The 22,028-nt window shown below is 69.0% G+C and carries 24 protein-coding genes and 1 pseudogene; 9 read left to right on the top strand and 16 right to left on the bottom strand.

Going from position 1 to position 22,028, the window contains the following annotated elements:
• Positions 1–76: 76 nt before the first annotated feature.
• The gene (locus tag ACFHWY_RS21725) at positions 77–1,366 is read right to left on the bottom strand and encodes an MFS transporter (protein ID WP_416582076.1); all 1,290 of its coding nucleotides are present in this window, start codon (positions 1,364–1,366) and stop codon (positions 77–79) included.
• A 143-nt stretch (positions 1,367–1,509) separates the two neighbouring features.
• Here ACFHWY_RS21725 and ACFHWY_RS21730 point away from each other — a divergent pair, with 143 nt between their 5' ends.
• Together ACFHWY_RS21730 and ACFHWY_RS21735 are read left to right on the top strand one after the other, a co-directional pair.
• Positions 1,510–1,782 (top strand): acyl carrier protein, encoded by a 273-nt coding sequence (locus ACFHWY_RS21730; protein WP_416582077.1) that lies wholly within the window; start codon positions 1,510–1,512, stop codon positions 1,780–1,782.
• A gap of 92 nt (positions 1,783–1,874) precedes the next feature.
• The gene (locus ACFHWY_RS21735) at positions 1,875–2,774 is read left to right on the top strand and encodes a PmoA family protein (protein WP_416582078.1); all 900 of its coding nucleotides are present in this window, start codon (positions 1,875–1,877) and stop codon (positions 2,772–2,774) included.
• Between the two features lie 116 nt (positions 2,775–2,890).
• Here the strand turns inward: ACFHWY_RS21735 and ACFHWY_RS21740 are convergent, their stop codons facing one another.
• The 3 genes from ACFHWY_RS21740 to ACFHWY_RS21750 all read right to left on the bottom strand — a co-directional run bounded on the left by ACFHWY_RS21740 (position 2,891) and on the right by ACFHWY_RS21750 (position 4,651).
• Positions 2,891–3,091 (bottom strand): hypothetical protein, encoded by a 201-nt coding sequence (locus ACFHWY_RS21740; RefSeq protein ID WP_416582079.1) that lies wholly within the window; start codon positions 3,089–3,091, stop codon positions 2,891–2,893.
• Between the two features lie 139 nt (positions 3,092–3,230).
• A complete protein-coding gene (locus ACFHWY_RS21745) occupies positions 3,231–3,551 on the bottom strand; it encodes a TylF/MycF/NovP-related O-methyltransferase (protein WP_416582080.1) in 321 nt (106 codons plus the stop codon).
• A 134-nt stretch (positions 3,552–3,685) separates the two neighbouring features.
• Positions 3,686–4,651: an aldo/keto reductase gene (locus ACFHWY_RS21750; RefSeq protein WP_416582105.1), complete on the bottom strand. Its 966-nt coding sequence runs from the start codon at positions 4,649–4,651 to the stop codon at positions 3,686–3,688.
• 72 nt (positions 4,652–4,723) lie between these two features.
• Between ACFHWY_RS21750 and ACFHWY_RS21755 the strand changes: the two genes are divergently transcribed.
• Positions 4,724–5,428 carry a YfbM family protein gene (locus ACFHWY_RS21755; protein ID WP_416582081.1) on the top strand — a complete coding sequence of 235 codons (705 nt, stop codon included), beginning with the start codon at positions 4,724–4,726 and terminating at the stop codon, positions 5,426–5,428.
• Between the two features lie 121 nt (positions 5,429–5,549).
• Here ACFHWY_RS21755 and ACFHWY_RS21760 read toward each other — a convergent pair whose 3' ends face one another.
• Complete coding sequence (locus tag ACFHWY_RS21760) at positions 5,550–6,320, bottom strand: hypothetical protein (RefSeq protein WP_416582082.1); 771 nt, start codon at positions 6,318–6,320, stop codon at positions 5,550–5,552.
• Positions 6,321–6,806: 486 nt separating this feature from the next.
• Here ACFHWY_RS21760 and ACFHWY_RS21765 point away from each other — a divergent pair, with 486 nt between their 5' ends.
• The gene (locus ACFHWY_RS21765) at positions 6,807–7,226 is read left to right on the top strand and encodes an AMP-binding enzyme (RefSeq protein ID WP_416582106.1); all 420 of its coding nucleotides are present in this window, start codon (positions 6,807–6,809) and stop codon (positions 7,224–7,226) included.
• On the opposite strand, the gene ACFHWY_RS21770 is transcribed toward ACFHWY_RS21765, so the two are convergent.
• The gene (locus ACFHWY_RS21770) at positions 7,177–8,796 is read right to left on the bottom strand and encodes an FAD-dependent oxidoreductase (protein ID WP_416582083.1); all 1,620 of its coding nucleotides are present in this window, start codon (positions 8,794–8,796) and stop codon (positions 7,177–7,179) included. The genes ACFHWY_RS21765 and ACFHWY_RS21770 overlap by 50 nt on opposite strands.
• Before the next feature lie 76 nt (positions 8,797–8,872).
• On the opposite strand from ACFHWY_RS21770, the gene ACFHWY_RS21775 reads away from it, so the two are divergent.
• On the top strand, positions 8,873–9,430 hold the full coding sequence (locus tag ACFHWY_RS21775; protein WP_416582084.1) for a helix-turn-helix domain-containing protein: 558 nt from the start codon (positions 8,873–8,875) through the stop codon (positions 9,428–9,430).
• Positions 9,431–9,680: 250 nt separating this feature from the next.
• Here the strand turns inward: ACFHWY_RS21775 and ACFHWY_RS21780 are convergent, their stop codons facing one another.
• A complete protein-coding gene (locus ACFHWY_RS21780; protein ID WP_416582085.1) occupies positions 9,681–10,124 on the bottom strand; it encodes a TetR/AcrR family transcriptional regulator C-terminal domain-containing protein in 444 nt (147 codons plus the stop codon).
• Between ACFHWY_RS21780 and ACFHWY_RS21785 the strand changes: the two are divergent.
• The 4 genes and pseudogenes from ACFHWY_RS21785 to ACFHWY_RS21800 form a co-directional block, all read left to right on the top strand.
• Positions 10,053–10,199, top strand: a pseudogene (locus ACFHWY_RS21785) (hypothetical protein); the annotation flags it as partial. The gene ACFHWY_RS21780 and the pseudogene ACFHWY_RS21785 sit on opposite strands and share 72 nt — an antisense overlap.
• A 78-nt stretch (positions 10,200–10,277) precedes the next feature.
• Positions 10,278–10,457 carry an ATP-binding cassette domain-containing protein gene (locus tag ACFHWY_RS21790; protein ID WP_416582086.1) on the top strand — a complete coding sequence of 60 codons (180 nt, stop codon included), beginning with the start codon at positions 10,278–10,280 and terminating at the stop codon, positions 10,455–10,457.
• Positions 10,458–10,476: 19 nt separating this feature from the next.
• Positions 10,477–10,872 carry an ATP-binding cassette domain-containing protein gene (locus ACFHWY_RS21795; RefSeq protein ID WP_416582087.1) on the top strand — a complete coding sequence of 132 codons (396 nt, stop codon included), beginning with the start codon at positions 10,477–10,479 and terminating at the stop codon, positions 10,870–10,872.
• Positions 10,869–11,963, top strand: a complete 1,095-nt coding sequence (locus ACFHWY_RS21800) for an ATP-binding cassette domain-containing protein (protein ID WP_416582088.1) — start codon at positions 10,869–10,871, stop codon at positions 11,961–11,963. Before ACFHWY_RS21795 ends, ACFHWY_RS21800 begins: the two co-directional genes overlap by 4 nt.
• Here ACFHWY_RS21800 and ACFHWY_RS21805 read toward each other — a convergent pair.
• From ACFHWY_RS21805 to ACFHWY_RS21845, 9 genes are all read right to left on the bottom strand, one after another.
• Positions 11,902–13,350, bottom strand: coding sequence for an MDR family MFS transporter (locus ACFHWY_RS21805; protein ID WP_416582089.1), 1,449 nt, complete (start codon positions 13,348–13,350; stop codon positions 11,902–11,904). The two genes, ACFHWY_RS21800 and ACFHWY_RS21805, sit on opposite strands and share 62 nt — an antisense overlap.
• A gap of 76 nt (positions 13,351–13,426) precedes the next feature.
• Complete coding sequence (locus tag ACFHWY_RS21810) at positions 13,427–13,762, bottom strand: PfkB family carbohydrate kinase (protein WP_416582090.1); 336 nt, start codon at positions 13,760–13,762, stop codon at positions 13,427–13,429.
• A gap of 4 nt (positions 13,763–13,766) precedes the next feature.
• A complete protein-coding gene (locus ACFHWY_RS21815) occupies positions 13,767–14,489 on the bottom strand; it encodes a DUF624 domain-containing protein (RefSeq protein ID WP_416582091.1) in 723 nt (240 codons plus the stop codon).
• The gene (locus tag ACFHWY_RS21820) at positions 14,477–16,528 is read right to left on the bottom strand and encodes a hypothetical protein (protein WP_416582092.1); all 2,052 of its coding nucleotides are present in this window, start codon (positions 16,526–16,528) and stop codon (positions 14,477–14,479) included. The genes ACFHWY_RS21815 and ACFHWY_RS21820 overlap by 13 nt, the downstream gene beginning before the upstream one ends.
• On the bottom strand, positions 16,528–18,117 hold the full coding sequence (locus tag ACFHWY_RS21825; protein WP_416582093.1) for a heparinase II/III domain-containing protein: 1,590 nt from the start codon (positions 18,115–18,117) through the stop codon (positions 16,528–16,530). Before ACFHWY_RS21825 ends, ACFHWY_RS21820 begins: the two co-directional genes overlap by 1 nt.
• On the bottom strand, positions 18,105–18,872 hold the full coding sequence (locus tag ACFHWY_RS21830) for an SDR family NAD(P)-dependent oxidoreductase (RefSeq protein ID WP_416582094.1): 768 nt from the start codon (positions 18,870–18,872) through the stop codon (positions 18,105–18,107). Before ACFHWY_RS21830 ends, ACFHWY_RS21825 begins: the two co-directional genes overlap by 13 nt.
• Positions 18,873–18,885: 13 nt before the next feature.
• A complete protein-coding gene (locus tag ACFHWY_RS21835; protein ID WP_416582095.1) occupies positions 18,886–19,749 on the bottom strand; it encodes a carbohydrate ABC transporter permease in 864 nt (287 codons plus the stop codon).
• A complete protein-coding gene (locus ACFHWY_RS21840) occupies positions 19,739–20,614 on the bottom strand; it encodes a carbohydrate ABC transporter permease (protein ID WP_416582096.1) in 876 nt (291 codons plus the stop codon). The genes ACFHWY_RS21835 and ACFHWY_RS21840 overlap by 11 nt, the downstream gene beginning before the upstream one ends.
• Positions 20,615–20,690: 76 nt before the next feature.
• Positions 20,691–21,941: an ABC transporter substrate-binding protein gene (locus ACFHWY_RS21845; protein ID WP_416582097.1), complete on the bottom strand. Its 1,251-nt coding sequence runs from the start codon at positions 21,939–21,941 to the stop codon at positions 20,691–20,693.
• Positions 21,942–22,028: the final 87 nt, after the last annotated feature.

Here is a 22,028-nt window from a genome sequence, read left to right on the forward strand (position 1 = left end):
GCCGGGACACCGTCGCGACCGTGCGGCGCGGAATGTCCGTGGTGCGTGCGGAGGGCGGTGGAGGGATCACGCCGGCTCAACCTTCGGTCGTCTGCCGCGGTGTCACCCCGGGCGCAGAGTCGAGCATAGGCGGATTTCGATCTGGCGGAAACGTTGTGGGTTCGGGGTTGGACAGCGTCGCCACACCGGGGACCGCGAGCGGCGCGACCGAGGTGACCACGAGGACCACGCCCGCGCAGACCGTGAGGGTGGTGACGCCGAGAGCGTCCATGGCGACCGGGGTCAGGGCCAGCCCGATCGGCTCGAACGCCAGCACACCCATCTCGTCCACCGCGAAGACCCGGCCGCGCTGATCGTCAGGCACGGCCCGTTGCAGCGCGGTGGGCCAGTACACGATGAACAGGCCCGGCCCGGCGCCGGCGACGATCATGCAGAGCACGAAGACCCACAGCGGAACTGGCGTGAGGAAGCAGGCCAACTGGGCTAGCAGCGTCATCGACCCCACGACGCTCGCGACCCCGACCAGGCGCGGCCGCCAGCCCGCGGCCAGCACGGTACCGACGACGAACCCCACCGAGCGGGCCGCCATGAGCCCGCCGAACAGCGCACCCTGCCCCCGGTCGGCGAGGACGGTGGGCAGCATGATGGTCGTCGGCGCGACCACCAGCGCGAGCTGCAACGTACCGGAGGAGAGCATCGCCAGCAGCCATTTGCGCTGCCAGACCGCCTGGACACCGTCGAACGCCTCCCGCACCACCAGCCCTGGTCGACCAGGTTTCGGCAGCGCGGGATCCGCTACGCCAAGAAGGGTCAGCAGGCTGGCGAAGTACACGACAGCGCCGACCGCGAACGCCGGGGCGGTGCCGCCGACCGCGACGATCACCGCGCCGAGCGCCGGCGCCGCGATGGAGGCGATCCGGTTGACCAGAACCCGCAGGGCGTTGCCGCTCTCCAGGTGCTCGTCACCGAGCAGGGCGGGCACGACGGCCGAGTGCGCGGGGCGGAACATGCTGGCACCGCAACCGACCAGGATGGTGAGCGTCACCCAGAGCCACAGCCCGGCCTGGGGGTCGACGAAGACCAGGCCGAGCATGACCGCGCCGCGTAGCGTGTCGGCGGCGGCCATCAGCCGCGTACGCCGCATCCGGTCGGCGATGACCCCGCCGAACACGATCGTCACCAGGATCATGGCGCTGCGGACGCTCAGCACGATGGCCAGATCCGTGCCGGAGCCCCGGTCGATCGTCATCGCGTAGACCAGGGTGACGAAGAACAGGCTGTCGCCGCTGTTGCTGAACAGCTGCGCGGACAGCAACAGCGCGAACGGGCGGACCTTGAGCGGACGCACCATCGAGCCGATTCGCATCCGGGCATCCTAAGGTCGCCCGACCCGGCGTCCGCGATGGACCGGTGTCGATCGATGATCGCATTGACACACGCGAAGGATCGCCGCATGTTCTGTGTAGCGAGGCGACGTCCCCCGCACCGCGCGCCCCAGAGAGGACGCCCATGAGCGAGCGCCCCCCCGAACCGACCCTGGAGCAGATCGAGCAGCGGATCTGCCGGATCTGGGCTGATGTGCTGCGGGTCGAGCGGATCGACCCGTCCGACAGCTTCCTGGCGATCGGCGGCACCTCGTTGCAGGGCCTGCGGCTGGTGTCGCGGGTCAGGGCCGAGTTCGACGTGTCGCTGCCCGCCGACCTGTTCCTGTTCCTGCCGACCGCCGCCGCCATGGCCGGGCACATCCAGGAAGCGCTGCACGATCCGGAGGGGACCGGCTGACGGGCGTCCCGTCCCCGGAACACCCCCGCTCCCCGACGGGCAGCACCCGCCGCCGCACCACAGGCCGCAAGCCGACGAAGGAGCACCTGCCGATGCGCCGAGACGACCCGCCCGAGCCGGCGGTGCACCTCCTCAGGGCCTCAGGGGTGCCCGTCGCGTGGTACGCCGTGCAGCCGAAGCTACCGCTGACGGTGTCCCCGCGGCCCTATTTCCACCCGGTCCGGACCCTCCACGGGGTGGAGGTCACCGAGGCCCTGCCACCGGACCACCCGCACCACCTCGGGGTCAGCGTGGCCATGCCGGAGGCGGGCGAGGCGAACTTCTGGGGCGGCCGTACATACACCCGCGAGGACGGCTACCGCTGGCTGGACAACCACGGCACCCAGCACCATCTCACCTGGCACGAGCGGGACGACGAGCACATCGACGAGTCGGTGGGCTGGTACGCGCCCGACGGCCGGACGGTGCTGACCGAGCGGCGTACGGTCGGCGTGCACCCTCTGCCGGGCCACGCCGCCTGGGTGTTCGACCTGGGCTTCGCCCTAGCCAACAACGGGCCGGAGCCGGTCGAGTTGCGCAGCCCGACCTGCAACGGCCGTCCGGAGGCGGGCTACGGCGGCTTTTTCTGGCGGGTGCCGAAGGAGCCCGGTGGCCTCACGGTGCTGACCGCCGAACACGACGACGTTGACGCGGCCTACGGCACCGCCAGCGCCTGGCTGACGATGAACGGCTCGGACCCGGACGGCCGGCGGTGGAGCCTGCTGTTCGTGCAGGACGACGTCAATGGCCGCTACGACCGCTGGTTCGTGCGCACCGCCGCGAACCCGGGCGTCGGCACCTGCCTGGCGTGGGCGCGACCGGTGACCCTCGCCCCGGGCGACATCCTGCGCCGGCGGGTACGCACTGCGGTGCTGGACGGGGGCGCCGGCCGCGACCGGTCGCTCGCCGTGCTGCGAGAGCTCACGACCACCGGCACACCGCCGACAGCGTGAGCGCGGAACTCCTCGGCCACGACCGTTCAACTGCCCCACTTCCGCACTTGCACACCGTCCGCCGCGCACCAGCCGGTCGAGCGACACCCGTGGGTCTCCATGGGAACCCCTTGCCGTCAATCGGCGGAATCCTGCTTGCGGTCAACCACGGACAACGGCGAACGCGCTGGTGCTGATCGGTCCGCTCCGACGCTCCGACGCTCCAGCCGCAGGCCGTACCGCGCGCAGGCCTCGTCGGCGGCGATCGTCTCGCCGACCTGGCGCGGGTGGTTGTACTCGTCGAATTCCACGATCCCACCGGTCTGCATTCGGGGCATGAATGCCTCCACGACCGCACGCATCGGCGCGTAGGTGTCGCAGGCGACGTACAGCAACGCGACCTTGAAATGCGGGTGTTGCTCCAGAAACTCCGCCGCGGTCCGGTGACGCTACCGGCCACGAGGTCATGTGGTCCTGCTAGCCCGCCGTGGCCGCGAGGGACGTGACCTGCTCGACGCTGGTGCGGTGGTGCCGCCACGCCTCGCCGGCCATGCACTCCTCACCGTCGAGACTCTGCGGCGGCGGGAAGCCGGTGAACGTGTCGAAGCCGTAGTACCGGCGGAAGATCTCACCGCCGAAGAGGCGGATGAGATGGCCGAACAGCATCGCCTTGAAGCCGCGGTACACGCCGATCTCGACGATGTGCCCCGGCACGGCAAGGATGTCCTTGTACAGGTCGTAGACGGCGAGCACCTTGCTCAGCTCACGAGGACCGTGATAGCTGTGTGATCCGCGCACGAAGAGATGCGCGGCGTCCAGCGCCTCCCTGTCGCTGATCCCCGCGACTTGAGGAACTCCACGAACTCGCTCACCAGATCGACCTGGATCCGCTGCTCCACCTATGCCTCCGTCTCGCGCGGCCATCGCCTTCGTCACCGTGCCGCTCTTTCTTCACAACCTGGGTTCGACGGCCGGGCCGCCGCACCTTCGGCGGTGCCTTCGTCGGGGTCCTGCCTGGCGTCCAGCAGCCCCGCCTCCTCGGCGGTGAGCGTCACACCGGTGGCGGCGACCGCGTCGTCGACGTGACCGACGCGGGTGGCGCCGATGACCGGGCAGACCACCGTCGGCCGGCCGAGCAGCCAGGCCAACGCGGCCTGGGCCGGCGGCAGCCCTCGCGCGCCGGCCACCCTGGCCAGCGCGCGCACCACGGGCGCGTCGCAATCGTCGTCGCGCCGCCGGGCCAGGTGGTCCGTGCCCTCCCGCACCGTCGCGACGGGCCGGCCGGCGACGCGGGCCAGCAGCCCTCGCGACAGCGGGCTGTAGGGCAGCACGCCAACCCCGGCATAGGCGCAGTACGGCAGCATCTCCCGCTCCTCGTCCCGGTCGAGGAGGTTGTACAGGTTCTGCATGGACACGAACCGGGTCCAACCGTGCCGGAGCGCGGTGTGCTGCGCGACCGCGAACTGCCACGCGGCCATGCTCGACGCGCCGAGGTAGCGCGCCTTGCCGGCCCGCACCACGTCGTGGAATGCCTCCATGATTTCCTCGATCGGGGTGTCCGGGTCCCACCGGTGCATCTGGTACAGGTCCACGTGGTCGACGCCGAGCCGGCGCAGCGACGCGTCGATCGAGTGCAGGATGTGCTTGCGCGACAGGCCGCGATCGTTGGGTCCGGGGCCGACCGGCTGGTACACCTTCGTGGCCAGGACGTACTCCTCACGACGGGAGAAGACCCGGCGCAGCAGCCGACCCGTCACGACCTCGCTGATGCCGAGCGAATACTGGTCGGCGGTGTCGAAGAAGGTCACCCCGGCCTCGGCGGCCCGGCGCACGACCGGCTCCGCGGCCTGCTCGTCGAGCACCCACGGCCGCCAACTCGGGTCGCCGAAGGCGAGCATCCCAAGGGCGATGCGGGACACTTTCAACCCGGCCGAGCCCAGCCGAACGTACTGCATCCACACCCCCACCAGATGAGCTACTCGACGCATGATGATCGATGCAGTAGCAATCATGCACAACGCCCCCGCGACGACGCCACCGTGGACTACGCACGCTTTTGCGGCGCCGAGCGGGCTGTTACGGTGGTTGGGCGAGCGCTGTGCCGGTCGCCCGTGAAGCGCCGCGCCGGCACAGCAACGTCCGCTGCTGGTTGGGCTGCGAGCGCCTCGCAGGCCGAGCGTAGAATCGCCGGCATGTTGGGGGTGCACTTCGCCATTACGTCGGAGCAGGAGCGCTCGTTGTTGACGGCAGACGACGACGGCGACCAGGTGGGCGAACTCCTTGAGGACATCGAGGAGTCCTGGGACGACGACGCCTCGAAGGTCGACACCGACAAGGCATGGGACGCCATCCATCGCTGCCTGACCGATGGCACGCTCGACCCGGACGACGACGGATATCCGTTGTCCCACGCGGTGCTTGGTGGCCGACACCTAGACGATGACTGCTACGTCGTCTACGTCAGCGCCGCCGAGGTGCACGATGTGGCCGAGGCTCTGCGGGCTGTCGACCGCACCTGGCTACGTCGCCGCTTTGATGCTATCGATCACCGCGACTACGACGGCGCCCAGGACGACGAAGACTTCGAGTACACCTGGCGCAACTTCGTTGCTGTTCAAGCGTTCTACGACCGAGCCGCCACAGCGGAACGCGCAGTGATCTTTACTGCCACCTGAACCAAGATCAGGTCCGCTCATCTGCCGCCCACCGATCGCGGTGACTGGCGGCGGCGCAACCACTCTGTGGAACGTACGGTCGGGGCCTGGATGTTCGATCGCGCCAGTGCCTCTGGTTGACCTAGGCACCAGGCAGCGGCACCCACCGATCACCGAAGGCTTCGTGGAACGTCAGCAGCAGGAGGCTGACGAGGATCGTCGCGAGGATGCCGAGTCCGAGACCGAGGATCCCACGGTCCCGCCGCTCCCGATCGCCGGGCATGGCGGCCGATACCACCGAACGCGACCACGGGCGGTCCCGGAACAACCAGAAAAGCATCCCGAGACCGTACGGTGCGGTGGAGACCAGCCAGAACCAGAACCATCGAGTGCCGAGGACCGGAGCCGGACCGGCAACAACCACGCCGAGGAAGACGGCAGTGACGACCAGGCCGATCCCGGTGACGGCACCCCCCAGGGGACGGACCTCACCAGCTCGTTGCTCCAGGCCGCCAGCCCGCAGATCCTGCGCGACACCGACGGCACCGGGCCCGGAGTAGCTCGCCGAGTCGACGGCGTCCGTGGTGGTGACCTGGTCGAAACGATCGGTGTCGGTCCAGGACACCCGCCCATCGGGAGTTCGCCACGCGAGCAGCGGGCCGAGCGTGCTGGACGTCCGCAGACCGGAGGCACCGAACCACAGTCGCGGACTGCCCCCGGTGGCCCAGCTGTCGCCCCACTGGTATGCCGTCACGTGGCCAGCGGCCACGTCCGCCCTCGCCTGCTCGTAGCTCTGCTCCCGGGGGGCCGTCCACCAGCTGACGACTGCCGCAAGCAGCCACAACAGGACCAGAGCGAGCCGCACCACGCCCCACCACCGCCACGTCCACGCAACGGGTGCTCCACCATGCATGATTAGCATCATTCCAGTACATGTCTCGTCGCGACCGCCGGTGGAACCATAGCTGGCCGCCACTTCCACAACGCAGCCCGGACGGCCGGCTTCCTGGCCGCCGTACCACTGGCAGGGTGCCGGCCGACCGGCCTACCAGGCCCTCACCGCCGGGGTCGTCGACCCGGAACGCCGCCAGCAGGCCAACGCGGCGACCACCCTGCGGAACGGCGCCGAACAGGATCACCTTCGATGGAAGCTGGCTCGTGCCCGTCCCTCACGCACCCATCACGCTGACCGCCGCCAAACGACGGCGGATTACCGCACTGGCCTCGTTCTCAATGCCCACGTACCAGGGCAGCACCTGCTCCCAGGACCAGGCCGGACCGGCCTGCGCGGCCCAGGCCGCGAAGTCCCGTGGCAGAGCGCGCGGCGCTACCGCCCCGTTGACGCTCCGCAGATGCGCGCGGTAGTCCCAGGATTGGCGGGCGGGTGGACGATGTCATCGTGCGCGGGAGTTACAAGGTTCAGCCGGCGGATGTCGTCCAGGCATTGGAGAAGCACCCGGCGGTGCGGGAGGCGGCCGTCACGGCGTTGGCCGACCCCCACCTCGGGGCACTCCCGGTCGCGGCGATCGAGGCCGTTCCAGGGCAACCACCGCCCTCTCCCGCCGAACTACACCTTCACTGCCGACACGTGCTGGAGGCGGCGCCGAATTCACCCGCCCGGCGAGTGCCTGGGACCGCCCGGTGCCCGGCGGCGGGAGTGAAAGGCCACCACCACCGGGCATCTCGTGGTAAGTGGGAAGATTTCGTTCCGCTCATGCGCGCACGTCCGGTCCTCTCAATGCAGCAGCAGAACTCTCGTCCGTCTCGGGCTACTCGGTGCGGCTATTCAGCCGCACGGCGCGCAGTACGACGTCGTTGACGTGGTGTGTGCTGATCGCCCCCGGGGGGCGTGGGCGGGTCTCGTTCGCGTCGATGCGCCAGTCGTCCGAAGCCGTTATCTCGGCGGCGATATCGGCGATGCCGACGTACGCCTGCGGGTCGTACATGCGGGTCTGCTCGGCGGGGTCCGACGGCTGCTGGAGCCAGGTCAGGTCGTGACCGACGACGAGCAGCGTCCCACCGACGGCCACGGCGTCGAGCAGGTTACGCAGTCCGCGCTGCTCGGGGGTGCGCTGGAACGAACCGTACTGCAGGGAGACCAGGTCGTAGGTCTCGTCTTCGAAGGCGGCGGGGTCGTTGGCGTCGCGGTGCAGCGTACGCACGTCCAGTCCGCGGCGTTCCGCTTCGGCCCGGATGCGGTCCAGGGCCCTGCTGGAGACGTCGGAGGCGGTCACCTGCCAACCTCGTTCGGCCAGCCACAGGGCGTCGGCTCCCTCCCCCGCGCCGACGTCGAGCGCCCGCCCGGGCGGCAGGTCCGCCACCTCCACCGTGAGGCTGCCGTTCGGGTTGGCGCTCCACACGCGTTCCTGGTCCCCGTATCGGCTGTCCCACTCGATCGCGACGCCGCAGGGGCGGACACCAGCCGTGGTGTCCTCGGCGGCAAGGCTGAAACCGATCTGGGCGCCGATCCAACTACCGTTCGCCGCAGCCTGCAGGACCTGGGCGCTCGGGTCCGTCAAATTTCCGGCGGCGAAGACGCCCTCCACGCTGGTCCGCCCGGTGGGGCCGACCGCGAGGAGATCACCGAGTCCACTGAGGTGGGCCGTGGTGTCGAGGCCGAGCCCGGCGAGCATATCGACCCGGGGACGGAACCGGCCCCCGGTGAGGATCGCGTCGGCCGGCAGGCCGCGGCCGTCGGCGAGCTCGACGACGAGTGACCCGTCCGGGTCGGCGTCGGCCACCCGGCGCACCGTACTCTCGAGCACCGGAACACCGGAGGCCACGAGGGTCTGCACCGCGGCCGGGTCGATCCCCGTCGCGTCATGCAGCACCACGGTCAACCGGCCGGTCAGGTGCCGCATCAGCTGGGTAGGGTGCAGTCCCATCGGCGTCGTGACGATCTGCACGACCCGCAGGTCGCGGACCTCCCAGCCATGACAGAACGGACAGTTGAAGACCTGACGGCCCCAACGCTCGGCGAGGCCCTCGATGTCGGGAAGCTCGTCAACAATGCCGGTCGCGGCCAGTATCCGACGTGCGACCAGGCCGTGGCCGCCCGAGAGTGCGAGGTGGAACCCGTCGTCCTCCTTCCGCACCGCCAGGACCCGGCCGGTCAGGACGTTGCCACCATAGCTACGGACCTCCTCCCGCCCGATGGCCCGCATCGCCTCGGGCGGGGTGCCCTCACGTCCGAGGTAGCCGTGCATGTGGGCGGCCGGCGCGTTCCGCGGCGTGCCGTCGTCAACGACGATCACCGAACGTCGCTGACGAACGAGCTGCAGCGCGGCCGCCAGACCGGCCGCCGATCCGCCGATGACAGCGACGTCACATTTCCGGACGATGCTCTGGTGCGGTGTGTGGTCGGAGGCCCCGTGGGCGTGTTCTGTCATGCGCCCAGCGTAGGAACACCTGGCGGCATGTGAAAGGAGGCTTGCGAGATTCGCAAGGTGGGTTCATGCTGGGACAATGAACGATCGCAGTGACGTCGAGCGGCTGGCGCGTAGCCGGCTGCGAAGCATCCGCACCACGCTCGGCTACTCCCTGGACGAACTCGCCGAACGCACCAACCTCAGCCCGTCGACGATCAGCCGGGTCGAGACGGGCAAACGGACACTCAGCCTCGACGTGCTCGTCCCCCTGGCCAACGCGCTACAGGTCAGCCTCGACGTCCTCTTCGAGGCAACCATCGACGAGGACGTGGTCATCCGACCCGTGCAACACCGTTCGGGATCACGCACCACGTGGCCGCTGAGCCGCGTCGACGGTCGCACCATGGCGATGAAGGTCCGACTGGAGCCCGAGGCCACGATGCCGACCCAGCGGGTCCATCCGGGCTACGACTGGCTTCTGGTGCTCGAAGGCAGGGTGCTGCTGTGGCTCGGCGAACGGCAGATTGAGGTCGACAAGGGCGAGGCAGCCGAGTTCTCGACGATGACACCACACTCGATGACAGCAATCGACAAGCCCGCCGAACTAATCATGATCTTCGACCGCGAGGGGCAGCGCGCACATCTGCACCAGTGAGCCTGACCGGGCGGGGCCGACCGGCGCCGTCGCCCCGTGTTACTGCAGTCGGCCAGGTAGGGCGGCTTCCTGCACGGCGTGGTGGATCACAAGCTGCTGCGGATGCCACTGATTTGGTTCGACATCGCCTGGAACGCCGCCGCAGCGCTGCTGATCCTCGCCGGGGGTGGTGACCCGACGGGCACTGTCCCATCGCAGACACGGTCCGCCCGTCATGGCGTCATGGTGATCGGGCGCCGGCGGGTCGCGCTTACCGGACGCGTTCCGAGACGACCCCGGCCAGGATCCAGTCGATGCCGGCGTCGAAGAAATCGGGCAGCGGCAGGGTGAAGAATGCCGACCCGAACCGGGTGGCGGCCGGATGCGCGGCGGCGGCGACGTCGGTCAGCCCGTTCAGGAAAGCCGTGGCACGGGTGGGTGATCGGCGGCGAACCCGGTCGTCCGCGGAGTCCTCGATCGCGACCCGGGTGAACGTCCAGCCCATGATGGCCGCCGCGCCCCGGACCACCGTCTTGTCGTCGAACCCGGCGTCGGAGAGGACGGTGAGGAGCTCCTCGAGCAAGCGGTATGCCTGCGGGCCGGCCGGACCTTTTTCGATCAACCAGGCGGCCACGCCCGGATACTGCCGGAGCACTGTCTCACTGTCGGGGGCACGGACCTGCGAGAACTCACCGAGAAGGCGCTCTACGACCACACCGGCTTCGCCTTCCAGGACACCGGCCTACGCCGGGCGAGCATCCGCGAAAATCTCACCGGTGGCCGTCCCGTCGCCGACGAACTCGTCCACGCGACCCGCGCCGCCGCGATCCACGACGAGGTCGTCGCCCTGCCCGGTGGATACGACACCGTGCTGGGCGATGACACGGAGCTCTCCGGCGGACAGCCGCAACGCCTCTGCCTGGCTCGCGCCCTGCTCCGCGCACCCCGGTTGCTGGTGCTCGACGAGGCACTCTCGGCAGTTGACACGGTCACCCGGGCGACGTTGCTAGCCACCCTCGAGGTGGAGGCCACCCGCCGAACCGACTAGCGAGCAGATCCGTCGTGCGGTGACCGCGGCGCAGGCGGCCGACTTCATCACCAACCTGCCCCAGGGTTTCGACACGGTCGTCGGCGAACGCGGCCTCAAATTGTCCGGCGGCGAGCGCCAGCGCACTGCGATCGCGCGTGCGCTCCTCAAGGACGCTCCCGTGCTCGTGCTCGACGAGCCGACATCGAGCATCGATGCCGCCAACGAGGCGGAAATCACCCACGCTCTCCGCGACCTGACCCGCGGCCGGACGACGATCATCATCGCGCATCGACTCTCCACGGTGCGCGACGCCGACCGGATCGTGGTGATGGAGTCCGGCCGGGTGGTCGAACTCGGCAGCCACCCCGACCTGGTGGCACGTAAGGGCGTCTACGCCGAACTCGTCGCTACCCAGGCTGGTGCGCTCGCATGACCTCGACTGTCCACACCCACCTCCACCACAAGCACAAGCACGAGCACAAGGTCGGGGATCAGAACGGCCGGTCGCTGATCGTCAGGCTGAGGAGCCTGATGCCCTCCTGGGCCAGCACCGCCGGCTCATCCTGGTCGCTGGCCTGCGTCCTGGTTCCGGTGCTCGTGCTGCTCGCCTCAGTCCCAGCGTGGCTACGGCGCCAAGCCGAACGACACGGACACGAGCTACGCGGCTCTCTCAGCCAGATGAGCGCCGACAACACCGACACCTTCCAGGGACTCCGCGAGCTCGTGAACTTCGGCGCACACTCGCAGCGGCTCGGGCTGCTCCGCAAACAGAGCGTCCGGCTGGCTGCGGCGAAGTCCGCACACGGACGCCGTAGCGGCATCGAGTACGCCGCCACGGACACCATCGCCCTCCTGGGAATCCTCGTGGTGCTGGTCCTCGGCGCGTGGCTCGTCGTCGCGGGCGAACTCGACCGCGCTCTCTTCCCGGTCGCCGTCGTCCTCGCCGCGATGGCGATGCTTCCGGTGCTCAAGGTGACCGAGGTCGCGCGCGAACTGTCCGTGGTGGCCTCATCAGCGGACCGCATCAACACGCTGCTCGACGCGCCCGCACCTGTCTCAGACCTGGTCCACCAGTCGCCCGAGGGCCCGATCGTGCCGCATGTCCGCTTCGACGCCGTCACCTTCGCCTACCGCAGCGACCTCGCCCCCGCAGCGCGGGAGGTCAGTTTCGAGATCCGTCCTGGCGAGACCGTCGCACTGGTGGGGCACTCCGGCGCGGGGAAGTCGACCTGCGCCAACCTGCTGCTGAGGTTCTGGGACGTCACCGCCGGATCAGTCTCCGTAGGCGGACACGACGTTCGCGACTTCCTACAGGAAGACCTTCGCCGTCTCATGACGCTGGTGCCGCAGAACACCTTCCTGTTCAACACCAGCCTGCGCGACAACATCCGCCTCGGCCGTGCCGACGCCACCGACGAAGAGGTCGAGGCCACGGCCCAGGCCGCCCAAGCCCACGAATTCATCACGACACTGCCGGACGGCTACGACACCGTCGCCGGTGAGCTCGGCCGGAACCCACGATGAACTGGTGGCGGCCGGCGGAGCATACGTCGACCTGCTCGCCTCGCAACTCGACGGATGAACCTTCTCGCCCGCGGCGAGACCACCGGCCCGCCGCGGGTCGACGAACCAGGAGGCTCGGGCCGCGGGAGGCTGCCGGGAAGGCGGTGATGATCTCCGCTAGCGGAGATCCTGCGGCCTCGGACGCGGCGACGCCGGTACCCCGACGGGATCCGTCGCGTAGCACAAACAGGTACACGACTGCGGTTGTCAGGCCCCACGCGGCGAAGATGGTCCACGGCACCCACTGCGCGAGACCCGCATCCAGTCCGAGCAGCCACCCGCCGCCGAGGTTGCCGATCAGCCCGCCGAGCGACAGCACCAGGCCGTTGGCACCGAAGTACGACGCGACCGCGCCCGGTGGAGCGAGTCGCGAGACGGTGCCGTTGAGGGTGGGCAGCAGCAAGACCTGTCCCAGAGTGAACACCACGACACCGGTGACCACCCCGGCTGGTCCCGGCAGCACGCCCAGCAACCACAGGCCGGCCGCGAGCGCGCTCGTGCCCACGGCGAGCGTCTGGCTGGTGCGCAGGTACCGCTCGGCGAGCCGGGTCAGCGGAACGGTCGCCACGACCATGACGATCGCCGCGACGCTGTAGACGAGTCCCAGTGACGTCGTTCCCGGTAGGACCTGCCCCACGCGGACCGGCACCGCAAGGTAGAGCTGACTGAACAGGGCCCAGGCGGCAGCACTGACCAGGACGAACCGCCGGAACTGGCGGTCCCCTGCGACCGTACGCAGCCGGTGCAGGGAAGACATTCGGTCCGGCGTGCCGGCCTTGTCTCGGTCCGGGCGCAGCCCCAGCCAGGTAATCGCTCCGGCGAGCAGGAACAGGCCGGCCGCTACGAAGCACAGGGCGGGGAAGTCGGTGGCGGCCAGGACGCCGCCGAGGGCTGGTCCGACAACGAAGGCGACGTTGCTGGCCATCTCCCGCACGGCGTAGGCGCGGGTGCGATGCGGTGCGGATGTCAGTTCGGCGTACAGGGCGTAGCTCGCCGGGTGGAACAGTGAGCCGCCGAGGCCGGCCAGGACCGAAGCCACCACGAGCCCGGGCACGGCGTCGACGACGCCGAACGCGGCGAAACCGGCGGCGCGTAGCAGCACGCCCAGACAGATCGCGCGGCGGTGACCGAAGCGGTCGGCAAGCATGCCGGACCAGAGCATCATGCCCTGCTGGCTGGCCGACCGTACGCCGGCGAGCAGCCCCGTGAGTGCGATGCTGAGCCCCAGATCGTGCAGAAGGTGGTATGCCAGCAGCGGTACCAGGGCGTAGAAGCCGAGGCCCATGAGAAAGGTGTCGGCCACCATGATCCGCAGACCGGGTGACCACCAGGTACGCCGACCATCCACCGGCACCTCCCCCGGCGCGGGAGGCGGCTCCGCGTGCCGGGAGTCAGCGCGGGTACGTCCCTTCACGTTCAGCGGTTCACCCGAGCCCCAGCGCCCCGACCTCCGCCAGGCTGGCCATCGAGGTGTCCCCCGGCGTGGTCGTCGCCAGCGCGCCGTGTGCGGCGCCGAGTTCGACACCGACGCGCAGGCTACCGCGCTCCAGCAGCCCGTAGATGAGGCCGGAGGCGAAGCTGTCCCCGCCGCCGACCCGGTCCAGGATCTCCAAACCCAGCCGGTGCCGGGCGGCGACGAAGCCGACGCCGACTGACCAGCCGACGGCTTCCCAGTCATTGACCGTGGCGGTCCGCACGGTGCGCAGTGTGGTCGCCACGACCAAGAAGGTGGGGTACGCCTGCGTCACCTGCTCGATCACGCCGTCATCCCGTCCTATCCTCGTACCTGGATCGCGACGCCGGCGGGGTGGCCGGCTGGGAGTCGACTGGAGGTTGTCCGGCGTCCGCGAGCCGGAGACCCAGCAGCAGCGGCAGCGTGGCGCCGAGGAGCAGCGGGCCGAGTGCCAGCGGCGCGGCGACCACTGGTACCGCGACAACCGCAGCGAGCAATGAGAGCCCACGACCGGGCGAGGCGAAGGTGAACAGCAGCGCGTCCCGTCCCCAGCGGCCGGCGTCGCCGACGGGATCCCGGGCGGCGGCTACAGCCAGCGCAAGGTGGTACGGCACCAGGACCAGAATCAGGCCGGCATGGAGGGCCAGCAGGGCCATGGCCGGATAGCCGGGACGGGCGGCGAGGAAGACGATGTTGGCCACCAGCACGACACCAACTGCCGTGGACACCAGCGCGTGGCGCCACAGCCGCCGCCAGTAGTTTCCGAAGGTGTCGAGGGTGCCGAGAAACGGTCGGGCTCGCCCGTCAGTGCGCCACTGCTGCAGCGCATGTGCGGCGGCGGCCAGGGCCGGCAGCCAGGTGACAACGCCCAGGCACAGCAGGAGCAGGGCGCAGCCGGCCAGCGCCGGGTAGGCGACGAACTCCAGCACCCGCAGGGCGATGCCCTCCCAGCCGCCCCGGGTGGTGGTCGCTGGGCCGCGGCGGGCGGCCGGTGCACGGCCGGTGGCGGGCGTCACGGTGCTCAGGCTGGCCATGGCAGCACCCCGGTCATTGGCTCGGCGCTGCGCACCAGGTCACGGCCGGCCACCTCGACGTGGGTCGCGCCGACCACGCCTACCCGCGCCGGGCGGCCGTCGACCGACGGCAGTAGAATCACCGCCGCGGCCTCGGCCCGTACGGCCGCGCCGTCGATGGTCCGGCTGGTCGGCGCCAGCAGCACGGTCTCGCCGCCGGCACCGAACCGCACCCCGAGCCCTGCGGCGCACTCCACCGACGTGGCGGCGGCCGGCATCGACGCAAGCGCGGAGGTCGGTTCGACGCTGGTGAGGATCCGGGTGCGCGGAGTCGGCGGCACTTGAACCCGGACGGTCTGCAGGGCCCGGACGATCTGCAGGCTCGGCGTGCTGGCGGTGGGATTGGCCTGGATCTCCGTCGTCGTCTGGCTGACCGCGCAGGTGTCCGGGGCGAACCGGCGTACGTGCGCCTGTGCCGGCCCGGAGCGCAGCACGACGTCATCTCCGTCAAGCTCGGCCGGCCAGTCCGAGTGCAACAGGAAGGTCCACTCACGGGGCTGGTCGGCGGCGAGTTCGTCAAGAATGACGAGCCGACCGGCAGGCGTGAAGACCAGCGTCCGGTCCACCTGCCGTACGCCGAGGGCGGGGTCGAACATGGCGGCCGACTCTGCCGTCGCGTGCACCACACCGTCCTCGGCGAGCACATCCCGCAGCCGGGCCTGACTCTCGTACGGCAGGTCCTTGTACACGTGGTAGCGGTCCTCCCCCGCCCAGCCCTGCCCGTCGACCAGCACCAGGTTGTGGTGAGCGGCCCGTTTCCGGTTGCAGTAGCCGTCGTCCACCGCGAGGAACGCACCGTACGCACCGAAGACGAAGGCCCCCGCGTCGGGATGGTGGTGCCCGGCGTTGAGAGTTTCCCAACCTCGGTCACGGCGGAGCCGCTCGGCGCTCTCCCAGGCATGGTGCCCGCCACCGGGTGCGGCTTTGAAGCTGACGAAGGCGGCGGCGGCGTGCCAGCCGGTCCGGGCGGTCACCTGGCCAAGGTCAGGGAAGTAGGCGGTCGTCGCAGCCGTGCCGGTCGGATCCTCGGCCGGCACGGCTGAGTCGTACCAGAGCAGTTCGTAGCCTGCCTCCGGCATCACGCCCGGCTTGACGCCGGAGGCGTAAGCCTCCCGCCAGAAGTACCGCTCGGTGACCCGGTCGGCGAGCCAGCGGGCCCGACCGTCCCGGTAGACGGTGGCGATCTTGTGGTAGAGCGCGACGCTGTGCCCGGACCGGCGGTCATGGCAGTCGCCGTGGTCGATGTTTTCCTCGAAGCCGGGCGCGCACTGGTGCAGCCGCCAGTCGAAGGTCCGCTGCAGGAAGCCGCCCCTCCGCCACCAGTCGATGCCCTCGGCGTGTTGCAGCAGGTCGAGGTGGATGGCCAGCCAGGGGACGCCGTACCGCCAGTAGACGACGCCCTCGGAGTCGGAGCCGTCGTCGGGCATCAGGTCCAACACGGTGCCGAGGTTGTCCCGGGCCCGGTCGCTCCACTCCGGCTTGTCGAGGACGTACCCGGCGGCGGCGAGACCCGCGTAGCAGATCCAGTTATGGTTCTGCCAGTAGCTCGACGACCACCAGGCCCCTTCGGTCTGCACCGCGAAGTCGTACATCCGCTCACCCTGGAGCACGAGCTTCGCGCGCAGCGCCTCCGCCTCGTCGGCGGGTAGGTCGTCGCGCAGCCAGGAGTACGCCAGGGACAGCCCGTGCAGCAGCCAGCCCGCGTCGAGGTCGTGGTCGGGCAGCTTCGCCTTGCCCCAGTGCGGAAACGATACGGCGATGGTTATCCACCGTCGGGCCTCCGCCAGATAGCCGGCCTGCCCGGTGAGGCGGTAGGCCAGGGCGAGGTTCATCGCAGCCGGGCCGAAGTAGGTGATGCTGGCGGTCGGGTGCTCAGTGGGCGGGGTCTGCCCGCGGTACCAGTCGCACTGCTCGTACAGCCGTCGCCACTGGGCGGCGTGGGTGGTGGTGAGCGCGGCCCGCAGTTGGTCGAGGCGGCCGCCGACGAGGAGGGGTTGCATCAGTTCTCCATCCGGTAGATCGAACGGAAGGTCACCGTGGTGGCGTCGACGGCGGTCCAGTCGACCCAGGTGCGGACGCGTTGCGGGTCGTCCGCCGGCCCCGGGCCAGGCCGGCACAGCACCACTGCGGCAGCCGAGGCGGTGTGCCGCCCACGTAGGGTCTGCCGGCCCGGCCAGACTGTCTCCAGCGACCCGCCGGCACCGGCGCGTACGGTCAATTCGACGTCAGGTCTCAGGTGACTGGTGATCCGGCGAGGCCGATCGGTCTCCACGGTCAACTCGTCGATGAACACATCGTCGCGGAGAGTCACCTGGCGGCGGGCCGACACCCCGGGGTAGGCGGTGTCGCAGCCGACGCTCACCGAACGGCCGTCGTGACCGATCAGATAACCCGCGCACTCCGCCTGGTCGAGCCCGTCAACGGAGAACGTGGGATGGGCGGCGGTCGAGGTGAAATGCTGCCGCCAGCCCTGGTGTGCGTACGGCACCTGGCCGGGGTCGGGCTGCCAGCGGGTGTCCGCGCCGTACAGGTAGAGCGCCAGCTTGTCCAGGTGCCCGTGTGAACCGCCGTGCGGCCCGAAGTCGACCACGGCGTGCAGCCCAAGTCCGCGCAGCACCGCGTAGCCGGTGACCGGATAGACCGTCACCGGTCGCGGCTGGTTCGCTTCGACATTGAGCAGTGGCAGCAGTTCCCGGAGTTCGTCCAACTCGTACCGGGCCGGCGGCCGGTCGTACGGGCCGTCGTGGAGGGCGGGTAGTAGCCCGCCGGGGGTGACCAGGGTGTCGAGTACCGCGGCCATCGCGGTGAGCCGGGACCGCACCTCCTCCGGGACCGGGACCTGCGGCAACGCGTCCAGGGTGAGCAGGTACGCGCGCAGCACGAAGCCGTGGTAATAGGTGGAGCCTTCCCATTCCCAGCCGTCCGGTCGGACCGCCGCGAGCACGTGGTCGCCCATGCCGTGCCGGCCGCTGGCCCATTCGGGACGGCCGGAGCAGGCCGCTCCGGCGGCAACCAGCCAAGCGGTGTAGTTGGAGTCGAAACGGCCGGCGTCGACGAGAGCGTCACGCGCCTGCCCGGCTGCCGCCACTAGAGCACGCAGCAGTTCCGTCACCTCGACGGGCAGCGGGTGCCCAGCCTCACGCAGCGCCCGGGCGGCCTGCCCTATCGTCACCGACCAGATGGCCTCGGTGAGGGCCTGGTGGAACAGCCGGCCGCGCAGCATCCACTCGGCGGCGCCGTCGTGCGGTGCCGCGCCGAGCGCCGCATACTGTCGGGCGTAGCTGGTCAGCAGGTCCACGGCCGTGTGCCGGTCGGCCTCCTGGGTAGACCCGGCGAGCGCCCGGATCTGCCGGGCGCAGGCTTGGTGGGCCAGGACTGTCCAGGCTCCTCGTACCGCGGGCTCGTCGATCCGGCAGCCGTGCCGGCAGCGGGCGCCGCCGAGGGGAAAGACACCGGAGAGCAGGCCGTCGTGTTCGAGTTCCACGCCGTGCGTGGGGCAGATGTAGGCGTGCCACCAGCCGCCCTGTTGTGGTGGTGGGGTTGGTTGGGCGGTGGATGGTGGTGGTGCGGTGCTGGCTATCGGTACCATGCGCCACCGTCGATGTCGATGGTGGCGCCGGTGATGTAGGCGGCGGCGTCGGAGGCGAGCCAGGTGACTGTGCCGGCGACGTCGTTGGGGGTGCCGGCTCGTCCGAGCGGGACTGCGTTGATGATTGTTTGTTGGGTGGTGGGGGTGGTGAAGGTGTTGTGGAAGGTGGTGCCACCGATGAAGCCGGGGGCTACCGCGTTGACGGTCGTGCCGGTGTTTGCCAGTTCTTTGGCGAGTCCTTTGGTCAGGCCGCGTACGCCTGCTTTCGCTGCGGCGTAGACGGCGGAGCCGGCGCCGCCGCCGTTGTGTGCGGCGAGGGAGGACATGGTGATGAGTCGTCCTTGGGCGCCGGCTGCGCGTAGGTGTGGGATGGCGGCGCGGGTGGTGCGGAAGGTGCTGCCTAGGTTGAGGTCGATGAGTTGGGTGTAGTGCTCGTCGGTCATTTCTGCTACGGGGCTGCGGCCGACCATGCCTCCGGCGTTGCAGATCAGGATGTCTAGGCCGCCGAGGAAGGTGGTGACGTCGTTGAGGAGGTTGGTGGCTTCGGTGGTTTGGGTGAGGTCGGCCTGGCGGACGATGGTTTTGCGGCCTAGTGCTTCGATGGTGGATGCTACTTCGGCGGCTGGTCCGGCTGAGTGGCCGTGGTGGACGGCGACGTCTGCTCCGGCTCTGGCCAGTGCCACGGCGATGGCTGCGCCGATTCCGTGGCCGGCGCCGGTGACGAGGGCCCGGCGTCCGGTCAGGTCGATTTTCATGAAGGTGCTCCTTTTATTTGATTCCGGCGGTGGCGAAGCCCTGCACGAAGTACCGCTGGGCGAACAGGAACAGCACGATCATGGGGACGGTGGCTAGTGTGGAGCCGGCCATCAGGTAGGACCATTCGGTTCGTTCGGCTTGTTGGAATGCGGCCAGGCCCACCTGGATGACCCGCAGGTCGTCGCGGGTGGTGACCAGCAGTGGCCAGAGGAAGTTGTTCCAGCTGTTCTCGAAGGTGACCAGGGCGACGGTGGCGATCGCCGGTTTGACCAGTGGGGTCATCACTCGGGCGAAGATTCCGAATTCGTTGAGCCCGTCGATGCGGGCGGCTTCCTCCAGTTCGCGGGGTAGTGACAGGTAGAACTGCCGGAACAGGAAGATCGCGAATGGGGTCAGCGCTCCTGGGATGATCAGGACCCACCATGAGTCGAGCCAGCCGTAGCCGCCCCGTCCGAGGTAGTCGTTGCCACCAAAGAAGGGCATGCCCTTGGCGATCAGGTACTGCGGGACGATTTTGGTGTAGGTGGGGATCATCATCATCGCGAGGATGGCGAGGAACAGCACGGTCCGGCCCCGGAACGGCACCCGGGCGAGGGCGTATCCGGCCATCGTCGCCAGCGCCAGATTGATGATCGTGTGTCCGATGGCGATGAGGAGGCTGTTACGGAAGTACGTTCCGAACGGGGCGTAGTCCAGGGCGGCCTGGTAGTTGCTCCACACCCATTCGGTGGGTAGTAGGTGCGGCGGGTAGGCGGCGATGTCGGTGCGGCTCTTGAGTGACGTCAGAATCATCCAGACGAACGGCACGGTCATGACCAGCCCGCCGACACCCAGCAGCAGGTGCAGCGCCAAGCGGGCATCGAGCTTACGCTTCATCGCTGTCCTTTCCGGTCAGTCTGCGTCCGATGACCGTCAGGACGAGTAGGAAGGCGAAGAGCACCAGGCTCTGCGCGCAGGCCGCCGAGATGTCGAACTCGCCGAACGCGGTGCGGTAGATCTCGTAGGTCATCACGGTTGTCGAGTTCGCTGGGCCACCGTCGGGAGTCAGCACGTACACCTGGTCGAAGACCTGGAAGGCATCGATCATGGATACGATGAAGACGAAGAACGTGGCGGGTTTCAGCAGCGGTAGGGTGATCGCGAAGAAGCGGCGGGGGCCTGAGGCGCCGTCGATGTCGGCCGCCTCGTACAGTTCGTGCGGAATGTTCTGCAGGGCCGCCAGGTAGATCAGCATTTTCAGGCCGATGCCTTTCCAGATGCTGACCAGGATCACCGCCGGCATCGCCCAGTCGGGATCCGACAGCCAGGCCGGCCCGTTCACTCCGACCCGGTCCAGCAGCAGGTTGAACAACCCGAGGTTGGGCTCGAACATCCACATCCAGACCAGCGCGATCGCGACGGTGGCGGTGATGTGCGGCATGAAGAACGCCGCCCGGTACCAGGCCCTCGCCCTGATCTGCTGGTTGAGTAGCACCGCGATGAACACCGCGATCGCCATCGCCACCGGCACGGTGAAGAAGGTGAACACGACGGTGTGCCAGATCGACAGGTTCCAGATGTCGTCGGCGAAGATCTCGCGGAAGTTGTCCAGACCGGCCCACTGCACGGTGCCGGCGATCACGTCGTAGTCGGTGAAGGCCAGCCCGAACGTCGCCACCACCGGCAGGCCGATCCACCAGAGCAGGTGGATCACCGACGGGGCCAACATCAGGTACGCCGCACGACGACGTTCGGCACCCACCCTTCGGCGACCGCGGGGCGGGCGTGACGCCCGACCCGCGGACGCCACGCCCACAGATTCCAGGGTGCTGGTCATCTCAACCCTTGGCGATCGCTGCCTGGGCCTTGACCACCAGCTCGTCGAGCGCCTGCTGCGGCGATTTCTGCCCCAGCAGCGCGGCCTCGATAGCCGCCTTGAAGTCGCCCCGAATCTCCAACCAGGCCGGCACCCCACCCTCGGAGAAGGCGGCGTCGAGGTTGTCCATCGCGAACTGCGCGGCCTTGTTACTCGCCACATACTCGGAGTCGGCCAGGCTGTTGAGCGCCGGAACGTTACCCCGCTGCTCATTCGCAGCAAGCGACGCCTGCTCACCGGTGAGGAAGCTGACCAACGCCTTGGCCGCAGCCGGACGCGGGGACTTCGCCGAGACGGTAGCCAACGTGCCACCCTGGAACATCGCCGGCCGCTCATTATCGATCATAAAGAAGCCGATCTTGTCTTCCTTGATCAGCTCCGGCGCCTGCTCCTCAATCGCCAGTAGATGATTGTTGTGACCCACCATCATCGCCGCCCGCCCCTGAGCCAGCGGCAGACCAGTAGCACCGGGCTGAGTGAAGCCAAAGTCCTCGGACCTGTCGGTACGGATGATGTCAGTCATCAACTGCAGCGCACCCACCGCCTGCGGACTGTTGAAAGCCGGCTCACCGTCGGACGTCCACAACTCACCCCCATTGGCCCACATCAGCGGGAGAAACGTCTGCCGCAGATCGTTGGACAGGATATCCACACCCGCACGAGTGAGCTTCCCACTACCGTCACGCACGGTCAGCTCACGGCCTATCTCCCGCAACTCGGCGAAGTTGCCCGGCGGACCCGCGATGTCCGCCTCAGCGAAGATGTCCTTGCGGTACAGACCAAACCGGGTATCCAACATGATCGGCAAACCATAGACCTTGCCCTGATAGATACCCGGCTCCACCACCCGCCCGTTGTACCGCTCAGCCAGCTGCTGCCTACTCTCATCCAGCTCCGCCAAAGCACCCTTCGCCGCGAACGGCGGAATCCAGCCAACCCCCATCAACATGACGTCATACGGCCGCCCACCGGCGATCGAGGTGGTCAGCTTCTCGTTCAACTTGCCGTACGAGGTGTAATCCACCTCGACAACAATGTCCGGATGATCCTCCTTAAACACATTTAGCTGCATCTCCAGCACACTCTTACCATCCGCCCCCTCGAAAATCGGAGTCAGCAACCGGACCGTGCCGCTAGCCCCGTCATCACCACTAGGCGCCGGACCGCCACAAGCGGTGGCGAACAAAGTCGCGACGAGCGCGACCGCCGTCACACGCGTCCGACTCCTCCAGGTTCTGGTCATCCTGGCCTTCCCTCCCGCGGCGGAACTCCGCCGCCCTGGCAACCGCTCACGTCGCGG

The organism is Micromonospora sp. LOL_024, assembly GCF_048060415.1.
Lineage (GTDB): Bacteria > Actinomycetota > Actinomycetes > Mycobacteriales > Micromonosporaceae > Micromonospora.

What these genes read in the sequence shown, in the direction of transcription:
- ACFHWY_RS21820 (WP_416582092.1), bottom strand. Translation starts at nt 16,528, where the DNA reads ATGCAACCCCTCCTCGTCGGCGGCCGCCTCGACCAACTGCGGGCCGCG.
- ACFHWY_RS21775 (WP_416582084.1), top strand. Translation starts at nt 8,873, where the DNA reads ATGAACGATCGCAGTGACGTCGAGCGGCTGGCGCGTAGCCGGCTGCGA.
- ACFHWY_RS21730 (WP_416582077.1), top strand. Translation starts at nt 1,510, where the DNA reads ATGAGCGAGCGCCCCCCCGAACCGACCCTGGAGCAGATCGAGCAGCGG.
- ACFHWY_RS21770 (WP_416582083.1), bottom strand. Translation starts at nt 8,796, where the DNA reads ATGACAGAACACGCCCACGGGGCCTCCGACCACACACCGCACCAGAGC.
- ACFHWY_RS21830 (WP_416582094.1), bottom strand. Translation starts at nt 18,872, where the DNA reads ATGAAAATCGACCTGACCGGACGCCGGGCCCTCGTCACCGGCGCCGGC.
- ACFHWY_RS21735 (WP_416582078.1), top strand. Translation starts at nt 1,875, where the DNA reads ATGCGCCGAGACGACCCGCCCGAGCCGGCGGTGCACCTCCTCAGGGCC.
- ACFHWY_RS21825 (WP_416582093.1), bottom strand. Translation starts at nt 18,117, where the DNA reads ATGGTACCGATAGCCAGCACCGCACCACCACCATCCACCGCCCAACCA.
- ACFHWY_RS21750 (WP_416582105.1), bottom strand. Translation starts at nt 4,651, where the DNA reads ATGCTCGCCTTCGGCGACCCGAGTTGGCGGCCGTGGGTGCTCGACGAG.
- ACFHWY_RS21815 (WP_416582091.1), bottom strand. Translation starts at nt 14,489, where the DNA reads ATGGCCAGCCTGAGCACCGTGACGCCCGCCACCGGCCGTGCACCGGCC.
- ACFHWY_RS21725 (WP_416582076.1), bottom strand. Translation starts at nt 1,366, where the DNA reads ATGCGAATCGGCTCGATGGTGCGTCCGCTCAAGGTCCGCCCGTTCGCG.
- ACFHWY_RS21800 (WP_416582088.1), top strand. Translation starts at nt 10,869, where the DNA reads ATGACCTCGACTGTCCACACCCACCTCCACCACAAGCACAAGCACGAG.
- ACFHWY_RS21755 (WP_416582081.1), top strand. Translation starts at nt 4,724, where the DNA reads ATGAGCTACTCGACGCATGATGATCGATGCAGTAGCAATCATGCACAA.
- ACFHWY_RS21740 (WP_416582079.1), bottom strand. Translation starts at nt 3,091, where the DNA reads ATGCCCCGAATGCAGACCGGTGGGATCGTGGAATTCGACGAGTACAAC.
- ACFHWY_RS21835 (WP_416582095.1), bottom strand. Translation starts at nt 19,749, where the DNA reads ATGAAGCGTAAGCTCGATGCCCGCTTGGCGCTGCACCTGCTGCTGGGT.
- ACFHWY_RS21760 (WP_416582082.1), bottom strand. Translation starts at nt 6,320, where the DNA reads ATGCATGGTGGAGCACCCGTTGCGTGGACGTGGCGGTGGTGGGGCGTG.